We start from the raw sequence: 15,283 nt of genomic DNA on the forward strand, positions 1-15,283 counted from the left end.
GAGAGTATGGAAAAACCGTTTGGTGTTCCGAAACTGAAGTCGGCCAGCTTTGACATGCTGCGCGAGGCCTTGCGGCGCGGGTGGCGGGATTTCATGCGCGCCCCCAGGTTCGGTCTGGTTTTTGCCGGGATTTACGTTCTGGCCGGCTGGGCGATGGCCTGGGTCACGATGCAGACCGGGACCACATTCTGGCTGGTGCTCGCGGCCATCGGCTTTCCCCTGATCGGCCCCTTCGCGGCGGTGGGGCTGTACGAAGTCTCTCACCGTCTGGAACATGGCGAACCGCTGGACTATGGCGAGATCTTCGGTGTCGTGATTCACCAGAGCCGCCGCCAGTTGCCCTCGATCTGCGCAATCATCGTCGTCGTGTTCCTGTTCTGGTTCTTTCTGGGCCACATGATTTTTGCCCTGTTCCTGGGGCTGGCCACGATGACGAACATCTCGTCCTCGCTCGAAGTGTTTCTGACGCTCAACGGCGTCGCGATGCTGGCCTTCGGCACGGCGGTGGGGGCGGTATTCGCGCTGCTGCTCTACATGATCACGGTCCTGTCCATTCCGTTGCTGCTGGACCGGGAACTGGACTTCGTGACCGCGATGATTTCCAGCTATGCCTATGTTCTCAACAACGCCAGGGTGATGTTGGTCTGGGCGGCCTTCATCGCGATCGTTACCTTTCTTGCGTTGTTGCCCTGGTTCCTGGGGCTGTTCGTGGTGCTGCCCTGGCTGGGCCATGCCAGCTGGCACCTGTATCGGCAGATCGCTGTCGAGGACGAACCCGGTTCGCAACAGGAGATGCCCGAGACGGCCTGAAAGGGTCAGCCTTCCGGTGTTTCGCGCCCCATCCTGACCAACCGCGCGCGCAGGGCGGCGGCCTTTGCCAGCCCCGCCTCCAGCGCATAGACATAGGCTTGGGTCAGGTAGAATCCGCAAGCCACCTCATCGGATGCCGCATCGGCCGCCTCTTCGTAGAGATCGGCCAACGCGGCCCGGTCGCCAGCCGCATGGGCGGCCACCAGCCGGGCGTCGAGGTCGTTCATTCCGCGGCCAGCCTGCTGCGATGCGCTTGCAAACGCCGGGCCACCCAGTCGTGAAACAGATGCGTCGGCCCGTCCATCGCGGGCGAGAACCGCCCGCCGTCAAAGCCGGGCGCGGCCCGCCCGCGCTGCATTCCTTCGACCACGAACACATCCTCTTCGAAGACGAGTTTCCACTGTTCGGCATTCTTCTGGCGCAGCGCCGGATCGGTTTGAGGCGCGGCATAGAACAGGTGAATATGCTCCGAGGTCCGGTCCTGCGCCTCGGGCCGGAGGATGATCGCGAATGCATGGTCGCGATGCACACCCAGCAGCACGTTCGGAAAGACGGCGATATACTCGGCGGCCGTGTTCCACCTGTTGCTCAACCCGTCGAAATCCGGGAAGACCTTGCCGCCTTCTCCGGCCAGTTGCCGATAGACCAGCGTGCCCTGGCCGGAAAACAGCCCCGGTTCCTCGATGTGATAGTGATCCTCCAGCCGGGAATAGCTGTTCAGGCCGGGATGGACCCAGGGCAGGTGGTAGCTTTCACAGTAGTTCTCGACCGCCAGTTTCCAGTTGCAGTTCACGTCCAGCCGGAAACGGCTGTCCTCGCCCCCGTGATACAGCGGCTTTTCGAACTCGGCCCAGCGTTCCATCAGCTTGGCGTTGGCCTCTTCAAAGGCCGGTGCCTCGCCCGAGACGTTGATCCAGACGACCTCGCGCCAGATATGGCTGCGCACCTCGATCAGGCCAAGCTCGTCGCGCTTGATGCCTTCGTGGCTGTTCTGGCCCGGCCCGCCCACATGCGGGGTCGAGACCAGCCGACCTTGGGTAGAGTAGCACCAGCTGTGATAGGGGCAGCGGATCGCGCCTTCGATCTTGCGCGGTTCTTCGACCAGGATCATGCCACGATGGCGGCAGATGTTCTGAAAGACGCGCACCTGTCCTTCGCGGTCGCGGATCAGCAGCAGGGGAATCCCCATGAACTCCATCGGTGCCGCATCGCCCGGTTCGGGAACATCGGCGGTCACCGCAAGCCCCGCCCATCCGTTCAGAAGCAACGCCTCGGTTTCCTCGGCATGAACGGCCGGGTCCGTGTAGTGGGCGTTCGGCAGACCGTGGGCGCGTTCGATCGGTTGCCGGACCTCGGAAAGATCGTCCAGGGGTTTGGCCATGCGTTTCCTCCTTCGCTTGCGGGAAAAAGGACATATTCGTGATGGGTTGGCTTTGATCCGAACGACGCCGATCTTTCCGGCAGCGACATTCCGTCCTCAGGCGGTTGCCGTGTCCAGCCGAAGAAGGTGGCGGTGCGGATCGGTAAGTTGCTCGACCGGCGCAATCCCCGCGCGGCGGGTGACGGCAAGCGCCGCGCCCAGATCGTGCCCAAGGTGCTCGAGCGCCGCGCGCATAGGTGGTTCGTGGTCCGTACTTCTGATGACATGACCGGCCCAGAACTGGCCGGTCTCGGAAAGCGCGGGCTTTGCAAGAACGAAGAACCCGTCCTTTGCCGAATGGCGGGCGGCATGAAGGCAGATACCGTCGCCGAGACGGGACACATAACCACGAACTTCGCGTTCCTCAGCGGGCGCCCCGCTTTCCGGATCGGAGGAAACATAGCCGCGAACAAAGGTGCAAGCGCCCCGGCGGAGCACGTAAAGCAACTCTTCGGCGTAATTCGACGTATCCGGATGGCACCGGCGCAGGTAGCGAAAGAAGCCGCTGGGAAAGGTCTCTTTGCTCAGGTCGGTCACGCCGGCGCCGAGATAATCGTGCAGGAACTCGCCGGTCAAAACGTGCCCCGCAACCGGGATCTCGTCGACCGGTTGCAGCAGGATGCGCGCGTCCACGCCGAAGAACCGGCAGATCCGGTCGAGAACGTCGGGGCGGGGGAAGCTTTCGCCGGCAAGGTAGCGATTGAACTGGGTCCGGTTGATCCCCAGTTCTCTGGTCAGCCCGACCACCGTAGGGTGTTTGCTGGCGAGACGCCGAAGATTCGCGCCGAACATGCGGCGAAGTTCTGCCGGACTGCGAATGGGGTCGGTCATGTGAGTCCCGGATTTCGGAAAGGGAAGAAACGGGACCGACGCGGCGCTGCCACCTGACGCCAGCCGACAATCACACTGTCACATCAATCCGCGTCGTCGACGCCTGATTTCTGTTCATTAGCTAGCGGAAAACGTCGCAATTGCAATAACAAAACAGGGTTTTGTGCATTCAATTTTGCGCCGAGGGCGAAATCGGCAGAAGCGGCTTTCCTCTGTCGTCGAGAGGAAAGCCGGAGGTTTTGGGGTGACACGAAGCAGCGGTCCTCGGGTCCGGTCCTTCTTCGTCAATCGCCGCGCAGCAGGGCGGCCACGCCCGTCCGGGCAATCTCGGCCAGTCCCAGCGGGCGCATCAGATCGGCGAAGGCGTCGATCTTGTCTGGCGCGCCGGTGATCTCGAAGATGAACGAGTTGAGCGTGCTGTCCACGACATTGGCGCGGAAGATGTCGGCCAGACGCAGCGCCTCGACCCGCTTGTCGCCTTCTCCAACCACCTTGAGAATCGCCAGTTCGCGCTCGACCGACGGCCCTTCGACGGTCAGGTCATGCACGTCGCGCACCGATACGATGCGGCCCAGCTGCGCCTTGATCTGCTCGATCACCTGCGGGGTGCCGGTGGTGACGATCGTGATGCGGCTGAGGTGGCCGGTATGGTCCACCTCGGCCACGGTCAGGCTTTCGATGTTGTAGCCGCGGCCCGAGAACAGGCCGATGACACGGGCCAGAACGCCGGGTTCGTTCTCGACCAGAACCGCGATCGTGTGGCGTTCCTGCACGTCGGAAAATGTCGGGCGCAGGTTGTAGGCGGAATGGCTGGTAGAGCCTTTCTTGATATGTAGGGCAGACATTTACGTCCCTTTCCTGAAGTCGCGTCCGGGGCCGCGCCCCGGCGTCTGTTTCTTTCTTCGTCCGGCTCAGACCAGAACGGCGCCGCCGGCCTGGATGACGCCCTGCGTCTCGGCTTCGCCCAGCAGCATCTCGTTGTGCGCCTTGCCCGAGGGGATCATGGGGAAGCAGTTCTCGTGCTTTTCCACCACGCAGTCGAAGAGCACCGGCCCGTCATATTCGATCATCTCCATGATCGCGTCGTCCAGATCAGCCGGGTCCGAGCACATGATGCCCTTGGCGCCAAACGCCTCGGCCAGTTTCACGAAGTCAGGCAGCGCCTCGGACCACGAATGCGAGTAGCGTTCACCGTGCAGCAGCTCCTGCCACTGGCGCACCATGCCCAGACGTTCGTTGTTCAGGATGAACTGCTTGACCGGCAGGCGATACTGCGCGGCGGTGCCCATTTCCTGCATGTTCATCAGCCACGACGCCTCGCCGGCGACGTTGATGACCAGCGCATCCGGGTGTGCCATCTGCACCCCGATCGAGGCCGGGAAGCCGTAGCCCATTGTGCCCAGACCGCCCGAGGTCATCCAGCGGTGCGGGTCCTCGAAGCCGAGGAACTGCGCCGCCCACATCTGGTGCTGGCCGACCTCGGTGCAGACATAGCGGTCGCGATCCTTGGTCAGGGCCTCGAGGCGTTGCAGCGCGTATTGCGGTTTGATCGTCTTTTCGCTGCCCGTGTAGGCAAGGCAGTTCACCTTGCGCCATCCGTCGATCTGGGCGTGCCACTGCTTGACCGCTTCGGCGTCGGTCTTGCGGCCGCGAGACTTCCAGACTTTCAGAATGTCCTCAAGCACATGGGCGACATCGCCGACGATCGGAATGTCGATCTGGATCACCTTGTTGATCGACGAGGGGTCGATGTCGATATGCGCCTTTTTCGAATGCGGGCTGAAGGCGTCGATGCGGCCGGTGATCCGGTCGTCGAAACGGGCGCCGATATTGATCAGCAGGTCACAGTCATGCATGGCCATGTTGGCCTCGTACAGCCCATGCATGCCCAACATGCCCAGCCAGTTCTTGCCGCTCGCCGGGTAGGCGCCCAGACCCATCAGGGTCGAGGTGATCGGAAAGCCGGTTGCATCCACCAATTCGCGCAGCAGCTGGCTGGCGGCCTGGCCCGAATTGATCACGCCGCCACCGGTGTAGAAGACCGGCTTCTTGGCGGTCTCCATCGCGGCAACCAGTTCGGTGATCTCCTCCAGATCGCCCTTGAGCACCGGCTGGTAGTGTGAAGACGACGGGTTCGGGCGGCTATAGGTTCCGGTCGCGAACTGCACGTCCTTGGGAATGTCGATCAGCACCGGGCCGGGGCGGCCGGAGGTGGCCACATGGAACGCCTCGTGAATGGTCGCGGCCAGCTTGTCGGTGTCTTTAACCAGCCAGTTGTGCTTGGTGCAGGGGCGGGTGATGCCGACGGTGTCGGCCTCCTGGAAGGCGTCCGAGCCGATCATGAAGGTCGGAACCTGACCGGTCAGAACCACGATCGGGATCGAATCCATCAGCGCATCGGTCAGTCCGGTCACGGCATTGGTCGCGCCGGGCCCCGAGGTCACCAGCACGACGCCGGGCTTGCCGGTCGAGCGCGCATAGCCTTCGGCGGCGTGAACGGCTCCCTGTTCGTGACGGACAAGGATGTGACGGATGTCGTTCTGCAGAAAGATCTCGTCATAGATCGGCAGCACGGCGCCACCGGGATACCCGAATACCGTGTCCACGCCCTGATCCTTGAGGGCCTGGACCACCATCTTTGCGCCGGTCATCTCACTTGTCATCTGCTTTGCTCCATTGGCGTCATCCGTGTCAGCATAAAAAAAAGCCCCCGAATTTTCGGAGGCGCATGGGTTCGATTATGGTCTACCGTCACCGGCCCATGCGCTTGGTTCCTACGATTACGACTAGCGTGGTCATCGCCACCGGCTCCTTCTTGCGTGAGGCGGACATTATGGGCGGGGGCAGGGGGCGTCAACAGCCAATCAAGCCAATCCGTGTCTCTGTGCCATGATTTTCGGACATTTTGTTGCGCAGATTGCCGCATGCCGGGAACTTCCGGCAATTGACACGAGGGGAAAAAAGGTCGGAAACCGGCAACCATGTCTGAAACAGAACTGAACCATCCGAGTCGCGGTGCCAACGTGGCCTCATGAGATGAGGTGAAGGTTTAAAAGCATGAAGTTGAGAGATTTGATCGATTTGGGCCGCTACCCTTTGGACAGGCCGGATTCCCGCGCCTACCGCTGCCTGATAGACGACCTGCGCCGCGACCTCGACGACGAGGGCTGCGCGATCCTACCGGGCTTCGTCCATCCCAAAGGGGTCGAGCGGCTGGTGGCAGAGGCCGAGCGCGTGGCGCCCAGGGCGCATCGTTCATTCAACCGGACCAACGCGTATTTCACCAAGGATGACCCCAAGCTTGATGTTTCCCACCCGGTCCGTCAGTTCTTTGACCGCTCCAACGCCTTTGTGCCGGCCGACAACTTTCCGAAATCCGGGCCGCTGCGGAGCATCTATGAATATCCCGGTTTCATGCCCTTCATCCGCGAGGCGCTGGACGAGCGCGAAGACCGCTTCTTTCGCTATGACGACCCGCTGGCGGACGTGATCCTCAACGTGGTCGAGGAAGGGCAGGGGTTTCCCTGGCATTTCGACACCAACAATTTCACGGTGACGCTGGCCATCCAGAACGGCGAAAGCGGCGGCGAGTTCGAATATGTCCCGAACCTGCGCAGTGCGACCGACGAGAATTTCGACGGCGTCGCGGCGGTTCTGAACGGCAGTACCCCGAGGGTCCGGCAACTGGTGCTGCAACCGGGTGACTTGCAGATCTTCAAGGGGCGATATTCCCTGCACCGCGTGGCGCCGGTCAGGGGCAGCCGCAGACGCTATGTCGGGATCTTCTCATTCGTCGAGACCGAGGGCATGTGCGGCGGCGTCGAGCGGACGAAGCAGCTCTATGGCCGCGTGCTGCCGCGCCACTACGAACGCGAGGGGCTCAGGGCGGATCAACTGCTGGATTGAGCGGGCAGGTGGGTCAGAACCCCACGCCAGTCCCTTGCAGGACGCCGTGTTCCAGCGCATAGCGAGTTAGCCCGGCGGTCGAGGAGATGCCCAGCTTGCGCTTGATGTTCTTGCGGTGGGTTTCGACCGTGCGCACCGAGATGTCGAGCGCAATGGCGACTTCCTTGTTCGACTTACCCTGCGCCAGTTGCAGCAGGATGGTCTGCTCGCGCCCCGTCAGCGCCTCGCGCGCTTCGCCGTCCTTGGGTTCCAGAGAACCGCTGGCCCCGGTGCACAAGTAACGCTCGCCGCGCATGACCGCGTCGATGGCCTGCTTGATCTCTTCGGTCGGCACGTCCTTGAGCACGTATCCCTTGGCCCCGTGGCTCAGCGCGGTCGAGATATATTCCGGGCTGTCATGCATCGACAGGATCAGGATGCGGGTTTCGGGCAGGCGTTCGAGGATGATTTCGGTCGCGCTGAGGCCGCCGAGCCCGGGCATGTTCAAATCCATCAGGATCACGTCCGGCCGCAGCGCCGTGACCTGATCCACCGCGTCCTGCCCGTTGCCGAGCGTGCCGACGACCTCGACGTCGTCATAGCTTTCGAGGATCGACTGGATGCCTTCGGCGACCATCGGGTGATCGTCCACGATCAGAACTCGGACAGCTTCGGTGCTCATGAGCCGGCCTTTCTCTTGGGCGTCGCCTCTTCCTGAGGCGGCAGCAGGTGGCTGAGCGGCAGGCTGACTTCGATCACCGTGCCGCTCTGCGCGCCGCGTGATGACAGAATGCGCAGGGTTCCGTCAAGTTGTTCGATCCGTTCCTGCATGTTCCGCAGGCCGATCCCCGGCGTGACCTGGCCGGGTCGAGAGCGCAGCCCGCACCCGTTGTCGGCGATCCGCATCGTCGCGCCCTTCTTGTGCCCGCGCAAGTCGATCGAGACATGCGTTGCGCCCGAGTGGCGCTCGATATTCGTCAGCGCCTCCTGCGCGATCCGGTAGAGGGCGATCTTGCTGTCCTGATCCAGTCGGTTTCGGAAGACCACGGTTGAGAACTCGGTCTCGATGCCCGTGCGCTCGCGGAAATCGTCGGTCAGCGCCTTGAGCGCCGGGCCAAGACCCAGATCGTCCAGCACGCCGGGCCGCAGGTCGCGGCTGATCCGCCGCACTTCGGTGATCGCCGAGCCGAGGTTTTCGATGCCCTTGTCCAGCGGCGCCTGCGCGCCCTCATGATCACCGCGCACCAGCCTGCGGCGGGCATTGTCCAGCGCATAGCGCACGCCCACCAGGATCTGGCTGATCCCGTCATGCAACTCTCGTGCCACGCGGCCGCGTTCTTCTTCCTGCGCGTCGAACACGCGCTGGGTCAGTTCCTTCAGCTTGGCATCCGCCAGCCGGCGCTCGCGGATGTTCAGCAGCATCCCCGACACGAAAACGATCAGCAGGGCGGCCAGAACGATGGCGCCGATGTAGAAAAAGGTGCGCTGCACCCGCGCCTCGACTTCGGCCCGGGCGTTGGCCACGGTGGCCAGAATGTCGTCGATGAACACCCCGGTTCCGACGGCCCACTGCCAGTCCTGCAGGCCGACGACATAGGCGATCATCATCGCCTCTTCCCCGGTCGAGGGCTTTTGCCACATGAAGCTGTGCCATCCGGCGCCCCGCCGCGCGAGGCGGACGAACTCATCGACGATAGGAGTGCCGCTGCTGTCGGTCAGGTCTTTCCAGTTGCGGTTGATGTATTCCGTCTGGCGCGGGCTGACTAGGTTCGTTCCATCATAGTCATAGACGAAAAAGAACCCGTCCTTGCCATAGATCATCGCCGAGAGGATCTGTGCGACCTGATCCTTGGCGTCCTGATCGTCGGGGGCGGCGCGGCCGTAGATATGGGAAAAGCCGTTGCGCGCCTGCGTGACGTAGTTGCGCAACTCCTGCTTCTTGGCTTCGATCAGCCGCTGCTCGAGCGCCTTGATTTCCCGATCGGCGGTTGCGCGGGCCTCGTAGGCCACCATCGCGGCGATGGCCGCCACCGCCACGACCAACGGGATCGCGGCGATCAGCGACAGTTTCTGCGCGTAGCTGAACTTGAACTGGGGGCGGAGTGAGCGCATGAACGAATCGTTACGCAAAGGCGCGGGGAAAATCAAAAGGATTGAAGGCGCAACGGGGCGCGGGCCTTTGGATTCTCTGGCGTTTTCGCTTGGGCTGTTTCCCGGAAACCGGTGTTTCCATGCCAAAAAACAATGCCGCCTACGTAGTAGTAGGTATTCACATTGAAATCCGCTTCGCTAGGCTATCGCCACCGCAAACGATCCGCCCGGGCCAACGGGCTTGGGCAAAACTGCAATAGGGGAGGATCACTCGAATGGATCGTCGTTCATTTCTGAAAACGTCGGCACTTGGTGGCGCGGCTGCAGCCACGACCGCTCTGGCGGCACCGGCCTATGCACAGGGCAAGCGCACCCTGACCATGGTTACCTCGTGGGGCCGTGGCCTCGCAGGTGTGTTTGACAGTGCGCAGCGCTGCGCGGACAGCATCAACGCAATGTCCGATGGCAGCCTGAATGTCGAAATCAAGGCCGCCGGCGAACTGGTTGGCGCGTTCGAGGTCTTTGACGCCGTGTCGTCGGGCCAGGCCGACATGTACCACGCCGCTGACTACTACTTCGTCGGTCAGCACCCGGGCTATGCCTTCTTCACCGCCGTTCCGTTCGGCATGACCGCGCAGGAACTGGTGAACTGGTACTACCAGGACGGCGGCATGGAGTTGCATGACGAGCTGGGCCAGATCTTTGGCCTCAAGTCGTTCATCGCGGGCAACACCGGCGCGCAGGCAGGTGGCTGGTTCTCGAAAGAGATCAACAGCCCCGAGGACTTCAACGGTCTGAAGTTCCGTATGCCGGGCCTGGGCGGCAAGGCGCTGGGCAAGCTGGGCGCATCGGTCCAGAACATTCCGGGTTCGGAAGTGTATCAGGCGCTGTCGTCCGGCGCGATCGACGGCACCGAATGGATCGGTCCGTGGGCCGACGAAAAGGCCGGCTTCCAGGAAATCACCAAGATCTACTACACCGCTGGCTTCCACGAGCCGGGTGCAGGCCTGTCGCTGGCGACCAACCGCGAGGTCTTTGAAAGCCTGACTCCGGGTCAGCAGAAGATCATCGAGATCGCGGCGGCCGAATGTCACCAGTGGAACCTGGCGCAGTTCCTGGCCAACAACGGTGCGGCGCTGCAGCGTCTGCAGGCCGGTGGCGTCAAGATCATGGAGTTCCCGGACAGCGTCTGGGATGCCTTTGGCAAGGCCAGCAAGGAAGTCCTGGAAGAGAACATGGGCGACGAGCTGTTCAAGAAGATCCACGACAGCGCGATGGCTTCGATGAAGTCGTCCTCGGCCTGGCTGAACATGTCGTCGGGTGTCTACACGGCACAGCGCGACCGCGTTCTGGGCTGATCAAGCTCTGTCTGAAACACTGGTTCCCCCGCATCGCGCGGGGGAACTTTCCTGTTGCAAAAGCGCGGGCAGGTGGGGTCCGATAGAACAGCTTTGCAACTGATGCGACCTGGGGATGACATGCAGGACGACAACGGTACCTCCTTCTTCGGCGCGCTGTGGAACGGCCTGCTGTGGCTGGTTCAGAACATCGCCGAGGCTTTCTACAACTTCGGATACGCCATAACGCACCCGCAGCTCTGGCTGGACTGGTCGGACAAGGAAGCGATCATGCGCTTCGTCTATTACGGCGGTTCGGTCGAGTTCTTCTTCGTGGTGTTCACCATCTTCCTGGTGCTGACCGCGATCGGCGTCTATTACCGCAACTTCATGTGGGCGATGGTGCGCGGGCTCGAGGGGTTTGCCAACACGACCGGGCGCTTCTTTGCCTGGGCCGGTCTGCTGATGGTGATCCAGCAGATCGTCATCGTGTTCATGCAGCGGGTCTTTGCCCGTCCCGACATGTCGTTCGGTCTGGGAATTCCGTTCCAGATGGACATCAGCTGGTTTGCGGAAGAGCTGAAGCTCTACAACGCCATGGTCGTCTGCCTGTGCGCCACCTACACCTTCGTGCAGGGCGGCCATGTGCGGGTTGACCTGATCTATTCGGGCCTCAGCCACCGTGGCAAGCGGGTGGTGGACATGTTCGGTTCGCTGTTCTTCATGATGCCCATCGCGGTGCTGACCTGGATGTATGGCTGGTATTTCATGTGGCGTCACCTGATCGTGCCGAAACCCTCGGCCAGCGACACGCTGGACCGGCTGGTGATGAAGGCCCGTGCGCTGCGCTGGAATGTCGAGACCATCGGTTTCAGCCCCAACGGCTTCAACGCCTATTTCCTCTTCAAGATCCTGCTGGTGGCCTTTGCGGCCATGGTGTTCCTGCACGCCATCGCCTTCTTCTACCGGTCGTATCTGGAATTCGTGGAAGGGCCGGGAAGCGCAGGAAAATACCTCGACAAGGACAGCCTTGGCGAGGGCGAAGAAGCCTATGAAGGCGCTCATTAAGCACGGGGACTAGGGACTATGCTATTCGGTCTTGATGGCGTCGAAATCGGCCTAATTATCGTATTCTTCTGCCTTTTCGGAGGCATCCTGAGCGGCTTCCCGGTGGCCTTTGCCATCGGTGGCGCCGGTATCATCTCGTTCGGGATCATCGCTGCGCTCGACAGCGCGGGGCTGCTGATCCATCAGGCGATCGACACCGGGTCGCAGATGTATCGCGATCTGGTCAACTCGGGCGTGAACCCTGAAAAGATCTCGATCTTCCGCTACCCGGATCTGCCAAGGGTGGGCGAGCCCGTCTTTGCCTCAGGTTGGGAAACCGCGCTGGACCGCAACGTGTCGTTCATCGTCAACCGCATGAACGAGCGGGTTCTGGCGGGGCAATCCATCGAAACCCTGCTGGCGGTGCTGATGTTCGTGCTGATGGGCATCACGCTGGAGCGGTCCAAGATCGCCAACGACCTGCTGACCACGATGGCGCGCGTCTTTGGCCCGCTGCCGGGCGGTCTGGCCGTATCGATCGTGGTGGTGGGTGCGTTCCTTGCGGCCTCGACCGGAATCGTGGGCGCGACGGTGGTAACGATGGGCCTGCTGGCCCTGCCGACCATGCTGCGCAACAACTATTCGCCGGAACTGGCCACGGGTGTGATCGCCGCGTCGGGCACGCTGGGGCAGATCATTCCGCCCTCAATCGTGATCGTTCTGTTGGGCACGCTGGCGGGCGACCTCTACTCGACGGCTCAGGAATCGCGGGCCGTGGCCGCCGGCTGTACCGACGCGCTGACCTATCTGGGTGAACCAGCGGTGGTGTCGGTGGGCACGCTGTTCCAGGCGGCCTTGCTGCCCGGGATCATGCTGGCGTTGCTCTATGCGCTCTATGCCTTTGGCTATGCGCTGCTGAACCCGGAAAAGGCACCCGCCGTGGCCCTGTCCGGTGGCAGCGGTGAGCCGATCACCCGCGCCGAAGGGTTGACATGGCTGCTGGCCGCTCCGCTCGGCCTGATCGGCGGCGCGCTTCTGATGGGCAGCGTCGGTTTGATCGGCAGTCAGAGCATCACGGTGTCGGGCTTCTCGGATATTTCCGAGGGCGCATCGCTGCGCACCAACGTGTCCGAGCAGTGCAAGGCCTCGATGATCGAACTGCACGGGCAGGAGGCCTGGGACAAGGCCGTGGCCGAGCAGGAGGCGATCGACGCGGCCGGTGGCGTCACCGAATCGCAGAAGCTGAGCGAGGAAGAAATCGCTGCCGCGCGTGACGCCAAGATTGCAGCCGCCGCGCCGATCGGCACAGGTGTTGCCGTGATGGTTGTTCTGCTGGGGCTGACGCTGGTGTTCGGGCGCGGCATTGCCCCGTCGCAATCGCCGCAACCTCTGATCCTGGGGGCGGTCGGTCTGTTGCTTGTTCTTCTGGTTGACGTGCTGCTGATCGCACCCACGACGACCTCCGGTCAGACCTTCCTGCTTCTGGCGCTGCCCATGGCGCTGGCGCTTTATGGCTGCAAGGAGGCTGCGGCGCGTTGTGCGACCAACGATCTGATCCGGGTGGTGTTCCCGCCGCTGGTTCTGATCATCGCAGTGCTGGGCTCGATCCTTGGCGGCATCACCAACCCGACGCCCGCGGCGGCGCTGGGGGCCGGTGGCGCCATCATGCTGGCCGCCTATCGCAAGCTGCAGGACGAGGGGCGTTCGGGCAAGGTGATCATCTGGTCCACCTTCGCGATCATCATCTGCCTGCTGATCGGCGTGAACTTTGACCTGCGCGTCAATCAGGGCGTCGTGACGGCCGAAACCTGGATCGCCTTCGTGATGGCCTATGCCACCTACCTGTATGCCCTTTTCGGGCTGCTGTATGGCTGCTGGGTTCTGTTCGCCAGCGGCGTTCTGACGCCGGTGGTGCGGGAAACCGCCAAAGTGACCTCGATGGTCTTTACCATCCTGATAGGCTCGCAGTTGCTGAACCTGGTGGTGATCTCGTTCGGTGGGGAACATTACATCCAGCAGTTCCTCAAGAGCTTCGACAACGAGTTCACGGTGTTCCTGATCGTGATGCTGGTGCTGTTCATCCTGGGCTTCGTGCTGGACTTCCTCGAGATCATCTACATCGTGATCCCGATCGTGGGGCCGGTGATCTATGGCGGCTCGTTCGACCCGAAATGGGTGACGATCATGGTGGCGGTGAACCTGCAGACCTCGTTCCTGACGCCGCCATTCGGGTTCGCGCTGTTCTACCTGCGCGGCGTGGCGCCCAAAGAGGTCACGACGGGTCACATCTACCGCGGGATCATTCCCTTCGTGATCATCCAGGTGGTGGGGATCGGGATCCTGTGGTTCTTCCCGTCGATCGTGACCATCGTTCCGGACCTGATCCCGAACTGACCGTTCGGACATTCTTGAAACGAAAGGGGGCCGAAAGGCCCCCTTTGCTTTTGTCCCGGCCGTGCCGGTTTTCCCATGTAATGGATCAACCTTTGGTCGGGTGAATGTCCGGCAGCTGAATATTGGCGACCTGTTCGGCAATCGGATCGGTCGACAGGGGGTGATGAGACATCCCGTCGAAATCCCTTGGGTTCTTCACCTTTTGCCAGCGGCGCTTGTAGTAGATTTCCAGCCCCGAAAACTTGGCCTTGTATCCCATCTTGGAACTGCCCGGAACCCAATAGCCCAGATAGACATAGGGCAGGCCCGCCTCGCGGGCGATCTCGATGTGATCGAGGATCATGTAGGTTCCCAGCGAGCTCTGCGGCTGGTGCGGGTCGTAGAAGGAATAGACCATGCTCAGCCCGTCATCGAGCACGTCGGTCAGGCTGACGGCCGTCAGGTTGCCCGTGCGAGCGTCAGAATACTCGACCACGCGGCTGCGGATCGGGGTTTCCTCGATCATGGCGGCGAACTCGAACACATCCATGTCGGCCATGCCACCATCTGCGTGGCGGGTGTCGAGGTATCGGCGGAACAGTTCGAACTGATCGTCGGTGGCCCAGGGCGAGGTGGCGCGGCGCTCCAGATGTTCGTTGCGTTTCACCGTGCGTTTCTGGCTCTTGCTCGGGCGGAAGGCCGAAACATCTATGCGGGCGGACAGGCATGCCGAGCAATCCGAGCAGGATGGCCGGTACAAAACGTTCTGCGACCGGCGAAACCCCTGCTGGGACAGGGAATTGTTCAGCCGTTCCGCGCCTTCACCCTGCAGCGCGGTGAACAGTTTGCGCTCGAGCCGGTCCGCAAGATAGGGGCAGGGCTGAGGTGCAGTTACGTAGAATTGTGGCGTTATCGGCAGCGTGTGGCGCATGCGGGTCCCGTGTTTACTCCGAAAGGGATGATAGCAACCGATCCGGGACCCGCCAAGGGTTCAGTAAGACGCTCAGGCCGTCACGCGGCGGTTCAGGGCAACAGTTCCCAAAAGCACGTCGGTCAGGCCCTGGCAACGGGCACTTGTCAGCATCATGATGACCGAGATCACCTGAAGCACCGGGAAGGCCATGCTGACCGTGTAGCCCGCAGTGTGCGCAAGCGCGAGGCCGGTGTCCAGACGTGCGCCATAGGCGTCGCGCAGCTCGATCCCGACAAAACGCATTCCCCAGGTCGCCGAGCCGTTGGCAATGGTCACGACCCGATAGATGAAACCCACGGTCAGATACAGGATCGGCCAGACGAAGGCACCGACGAAGGCCGTCAGCAGAACGATGACCAGGCTCAGCACCAGGATGACGATGGTGTCGAACAGCCAGGCAAAGAACCGTTTCACCGCGACGGTCTGGTAGAACTCGGGCTGGCGGTCCGGGTCGGGAAGATGTGACATTTCCGAGATTTCCGTTTTCGGGTGTTGCGAAACCCTACACCCCGAAAG

General features: G+C 62.1%; 14 protein-coding genes. 5 read left to right on the forward strand and 9 right to left on the reverse strand.

Annotation, left to right across the window (positions count from 1 at the left end; all coding sequences use genetic code 11):
- The first annotated feature begins 6 nt into the window (after positions 1-6).
- On the forward strand, positions 7-810 hold the full coding sequence (locus AVO45_RS09880; protein ID WP_068346418.1) for a DUF2189 domain-containing protein: 804 nt from the start codon (positions 7-9) through the stop codon (positions 808-810).
- 5 nt (positions 811-815) lie between these two features.
- Here AVO45_RS09880 and AVO45_RS09885 read toward each other — a convergent pair whose 3' ends face one another.
- From AVO45_RS09885 to AVO45_RS09905, 5 genes are all read right to left on the reverse strand, one after another.
- Complete coding sequence (locus AVO45_RS09885; RefSeq protein ID WP_068346420.1) at positions 816-1,037, reverse strand: hypothetical protein; 222 nt, start codon at positions 1,035-1,037, stop codon at positions 816-818.
- Positions 1,034-2,191, reverse strand: coding sequence for an aromatic ring-hydroxylating oxygenase subunit alpha (locus AVO45_RS09890; RefSeq protein WP_068346421.1), 1,158 nt, complete (start codon positions 2,189-2,191; stop codon positions 1,034-1,036). The genes AVO45_RS09885 and AVO45_RS09890 overlap by 4 nt, the downstream gene beginning before the upstream one ends.
- 96 nt (positions 2,192-2,287) lie before the next feature.
- Positions 2,288-3,061 (reverse strand): helix-turn-helix domain-containing protein, encoded by a 774-nt coding sequence (locus AVO45_RS09895; RefSeq protein WP_157770133.1) that lies wholly within the window; start codon positions 3,059-3,061, stop codon positions 2,288-2,290.
- Positions 3,062-3,345: 284 nt separating this feature from the next.
- Positions 3,346-3,906 carry an acetolactate synthase small subunit gene (ilvN, locus tag AVO45_RS09900; RefSeq protein ID WP_068346425.1) on the reverse strand — a complete coding sequence of 187 codons (561 nt, stop codon included), beginning with the start codon at positions 3,904-3,906 and terminating at the stop codon, positions 3,346-3,348.
- A gap of 66 nt (positions 3,907-3,972) precedes the next feature.
- Positions 3,973-5,724, reverse strand: coding sequence for an acetolactate synthase 3 large subunit (locus tag AVO45_RS09905; RefSeq protein WP_068346427.1), 1,752 nt, complete (start codon positions 5,722-5,724; stop codon positions 3,973-3,975).
- Between the two features lie 394 nt (positions 5,725-6,118).
- Here AVO45_RS09905 and AVO45_RS09910 point away from each other — a divergent pair, with 394 nt between their 5' ends.
- Positions 6,119-6,967, forward strand: coding sequence for a HalD/BesD family halogenase (locus tag AVO45_RS09910; RefSeq protein ID WP_068346429.1), 849 nt, complete (start codon positions 6,119-6,121; stop codon positions 6,965-6,967).
- Positions 6,968-6,980: 13 nt separating this feature from the next.
- Here the strand turns inward: AVO45_RS09910 and AVO45_RS09915 are convergent, their stop codons facing one another.
- A complete protein-coding gene (locus AVO45_RS09915; protein ID WP_068346431.1) occupies positions 6,981-7,628 on the reverse strand; it encodes a response regulator transcription factor in 648 nt (215 codons plus the stop codon).
- Positions 7,625-9,058, reverse strand: a complete 1,434-nt coding sequence (locus tag AVO45_RS09920; RefSeq protein WP_068346740.1) for a cache domain-containing protein — start codon at positions 9,056-9,058, stop codon at positions 7,625-7,627. Before AVO45_RS09920 ends, AVO45_RS09915 begins: the two co-directional genes overlap by 4 nt.
- A 254-nt stretch (positions 9,059-9,312) precedes the next feature.
- Between AVO45_RS09920 and AVO45_RS09925 the strand changes: the two genes are divergently transcribed.
- From AVO45_RS09925 to AVO45_RS09935, 3 genes are all read left to right on the forward strand, one after another.
- Complete coding sequence (locus AVO45_RS09925) at positions 9,313-10,395, forward strand: TRAP transporter substrate-binding protein (protein WP_068346432.1); 1,083 nt, start codon at positions 9,313-9,315, stop codon at positions 10,393-10,395.
- A gap of 120 nt (positions 10,396-10,515) precedes the next feature.
- Positions 10,516-11,442, forward strand: coding sequence for a TRAP transporter small permease subunit (locus tag AVO45_RS09930; protein ID WP_068346434.1), 927 nt, complete (start codon positions 10,516-10,518; stop codon positions 11,440-11,442).
- An 18-nt stretch (positions 11,443-11,460) separates the two neighbouring features.
- Entirely contained in the window at positions 11,461-13,815 is a 2,355-nt protein-coding gene (locus AVO45_RS09935; protein ID WP_068346436.1) for a TRAP transporter large permease, read from the forward strand.
- A gap of 85 nt (positions 13,816-13,900) precedes the next feature.
- On the opposite strand, the gene AVO45_RS09940 is transcribed toward AVO45_RS09935, so the two are convergent.
- Positions 13,901-14,725: an arginyltransferase gene (locus tag AVO45_RS09940; protein ID WP_068346438.1), complete on the reverse strand. Its 825-nt coding sequence runs from the start codon at positions 14,723-14,725 to the stop codon at positions 13,901-13,903.
- A gap of 72 nt (positions 14,726-14,797) precedes the next feature.
- Positions 14,798-15,235 (reverse strand): RDD family protein, encoded by a 438-nt coding sequence (locus AVO45_RS09945; RefSeq protein WP_068346440.1) that lies wholly within the window; start codon positions 15,233-15,235, stop codon positions 14,798-14,800.
- Positions 15,236-15,283: the final 48 nt, after the last annotated feature.

This window comes from Ruegeria marisrubri, assembly GCF_001507595.1.
GTDB lineage: Bacteria > Pseudomonadota > Alphaproteobacteria > Rhodobacterales > Rhodobacteraceae > Ruegeria > Ruegeria marisrubri.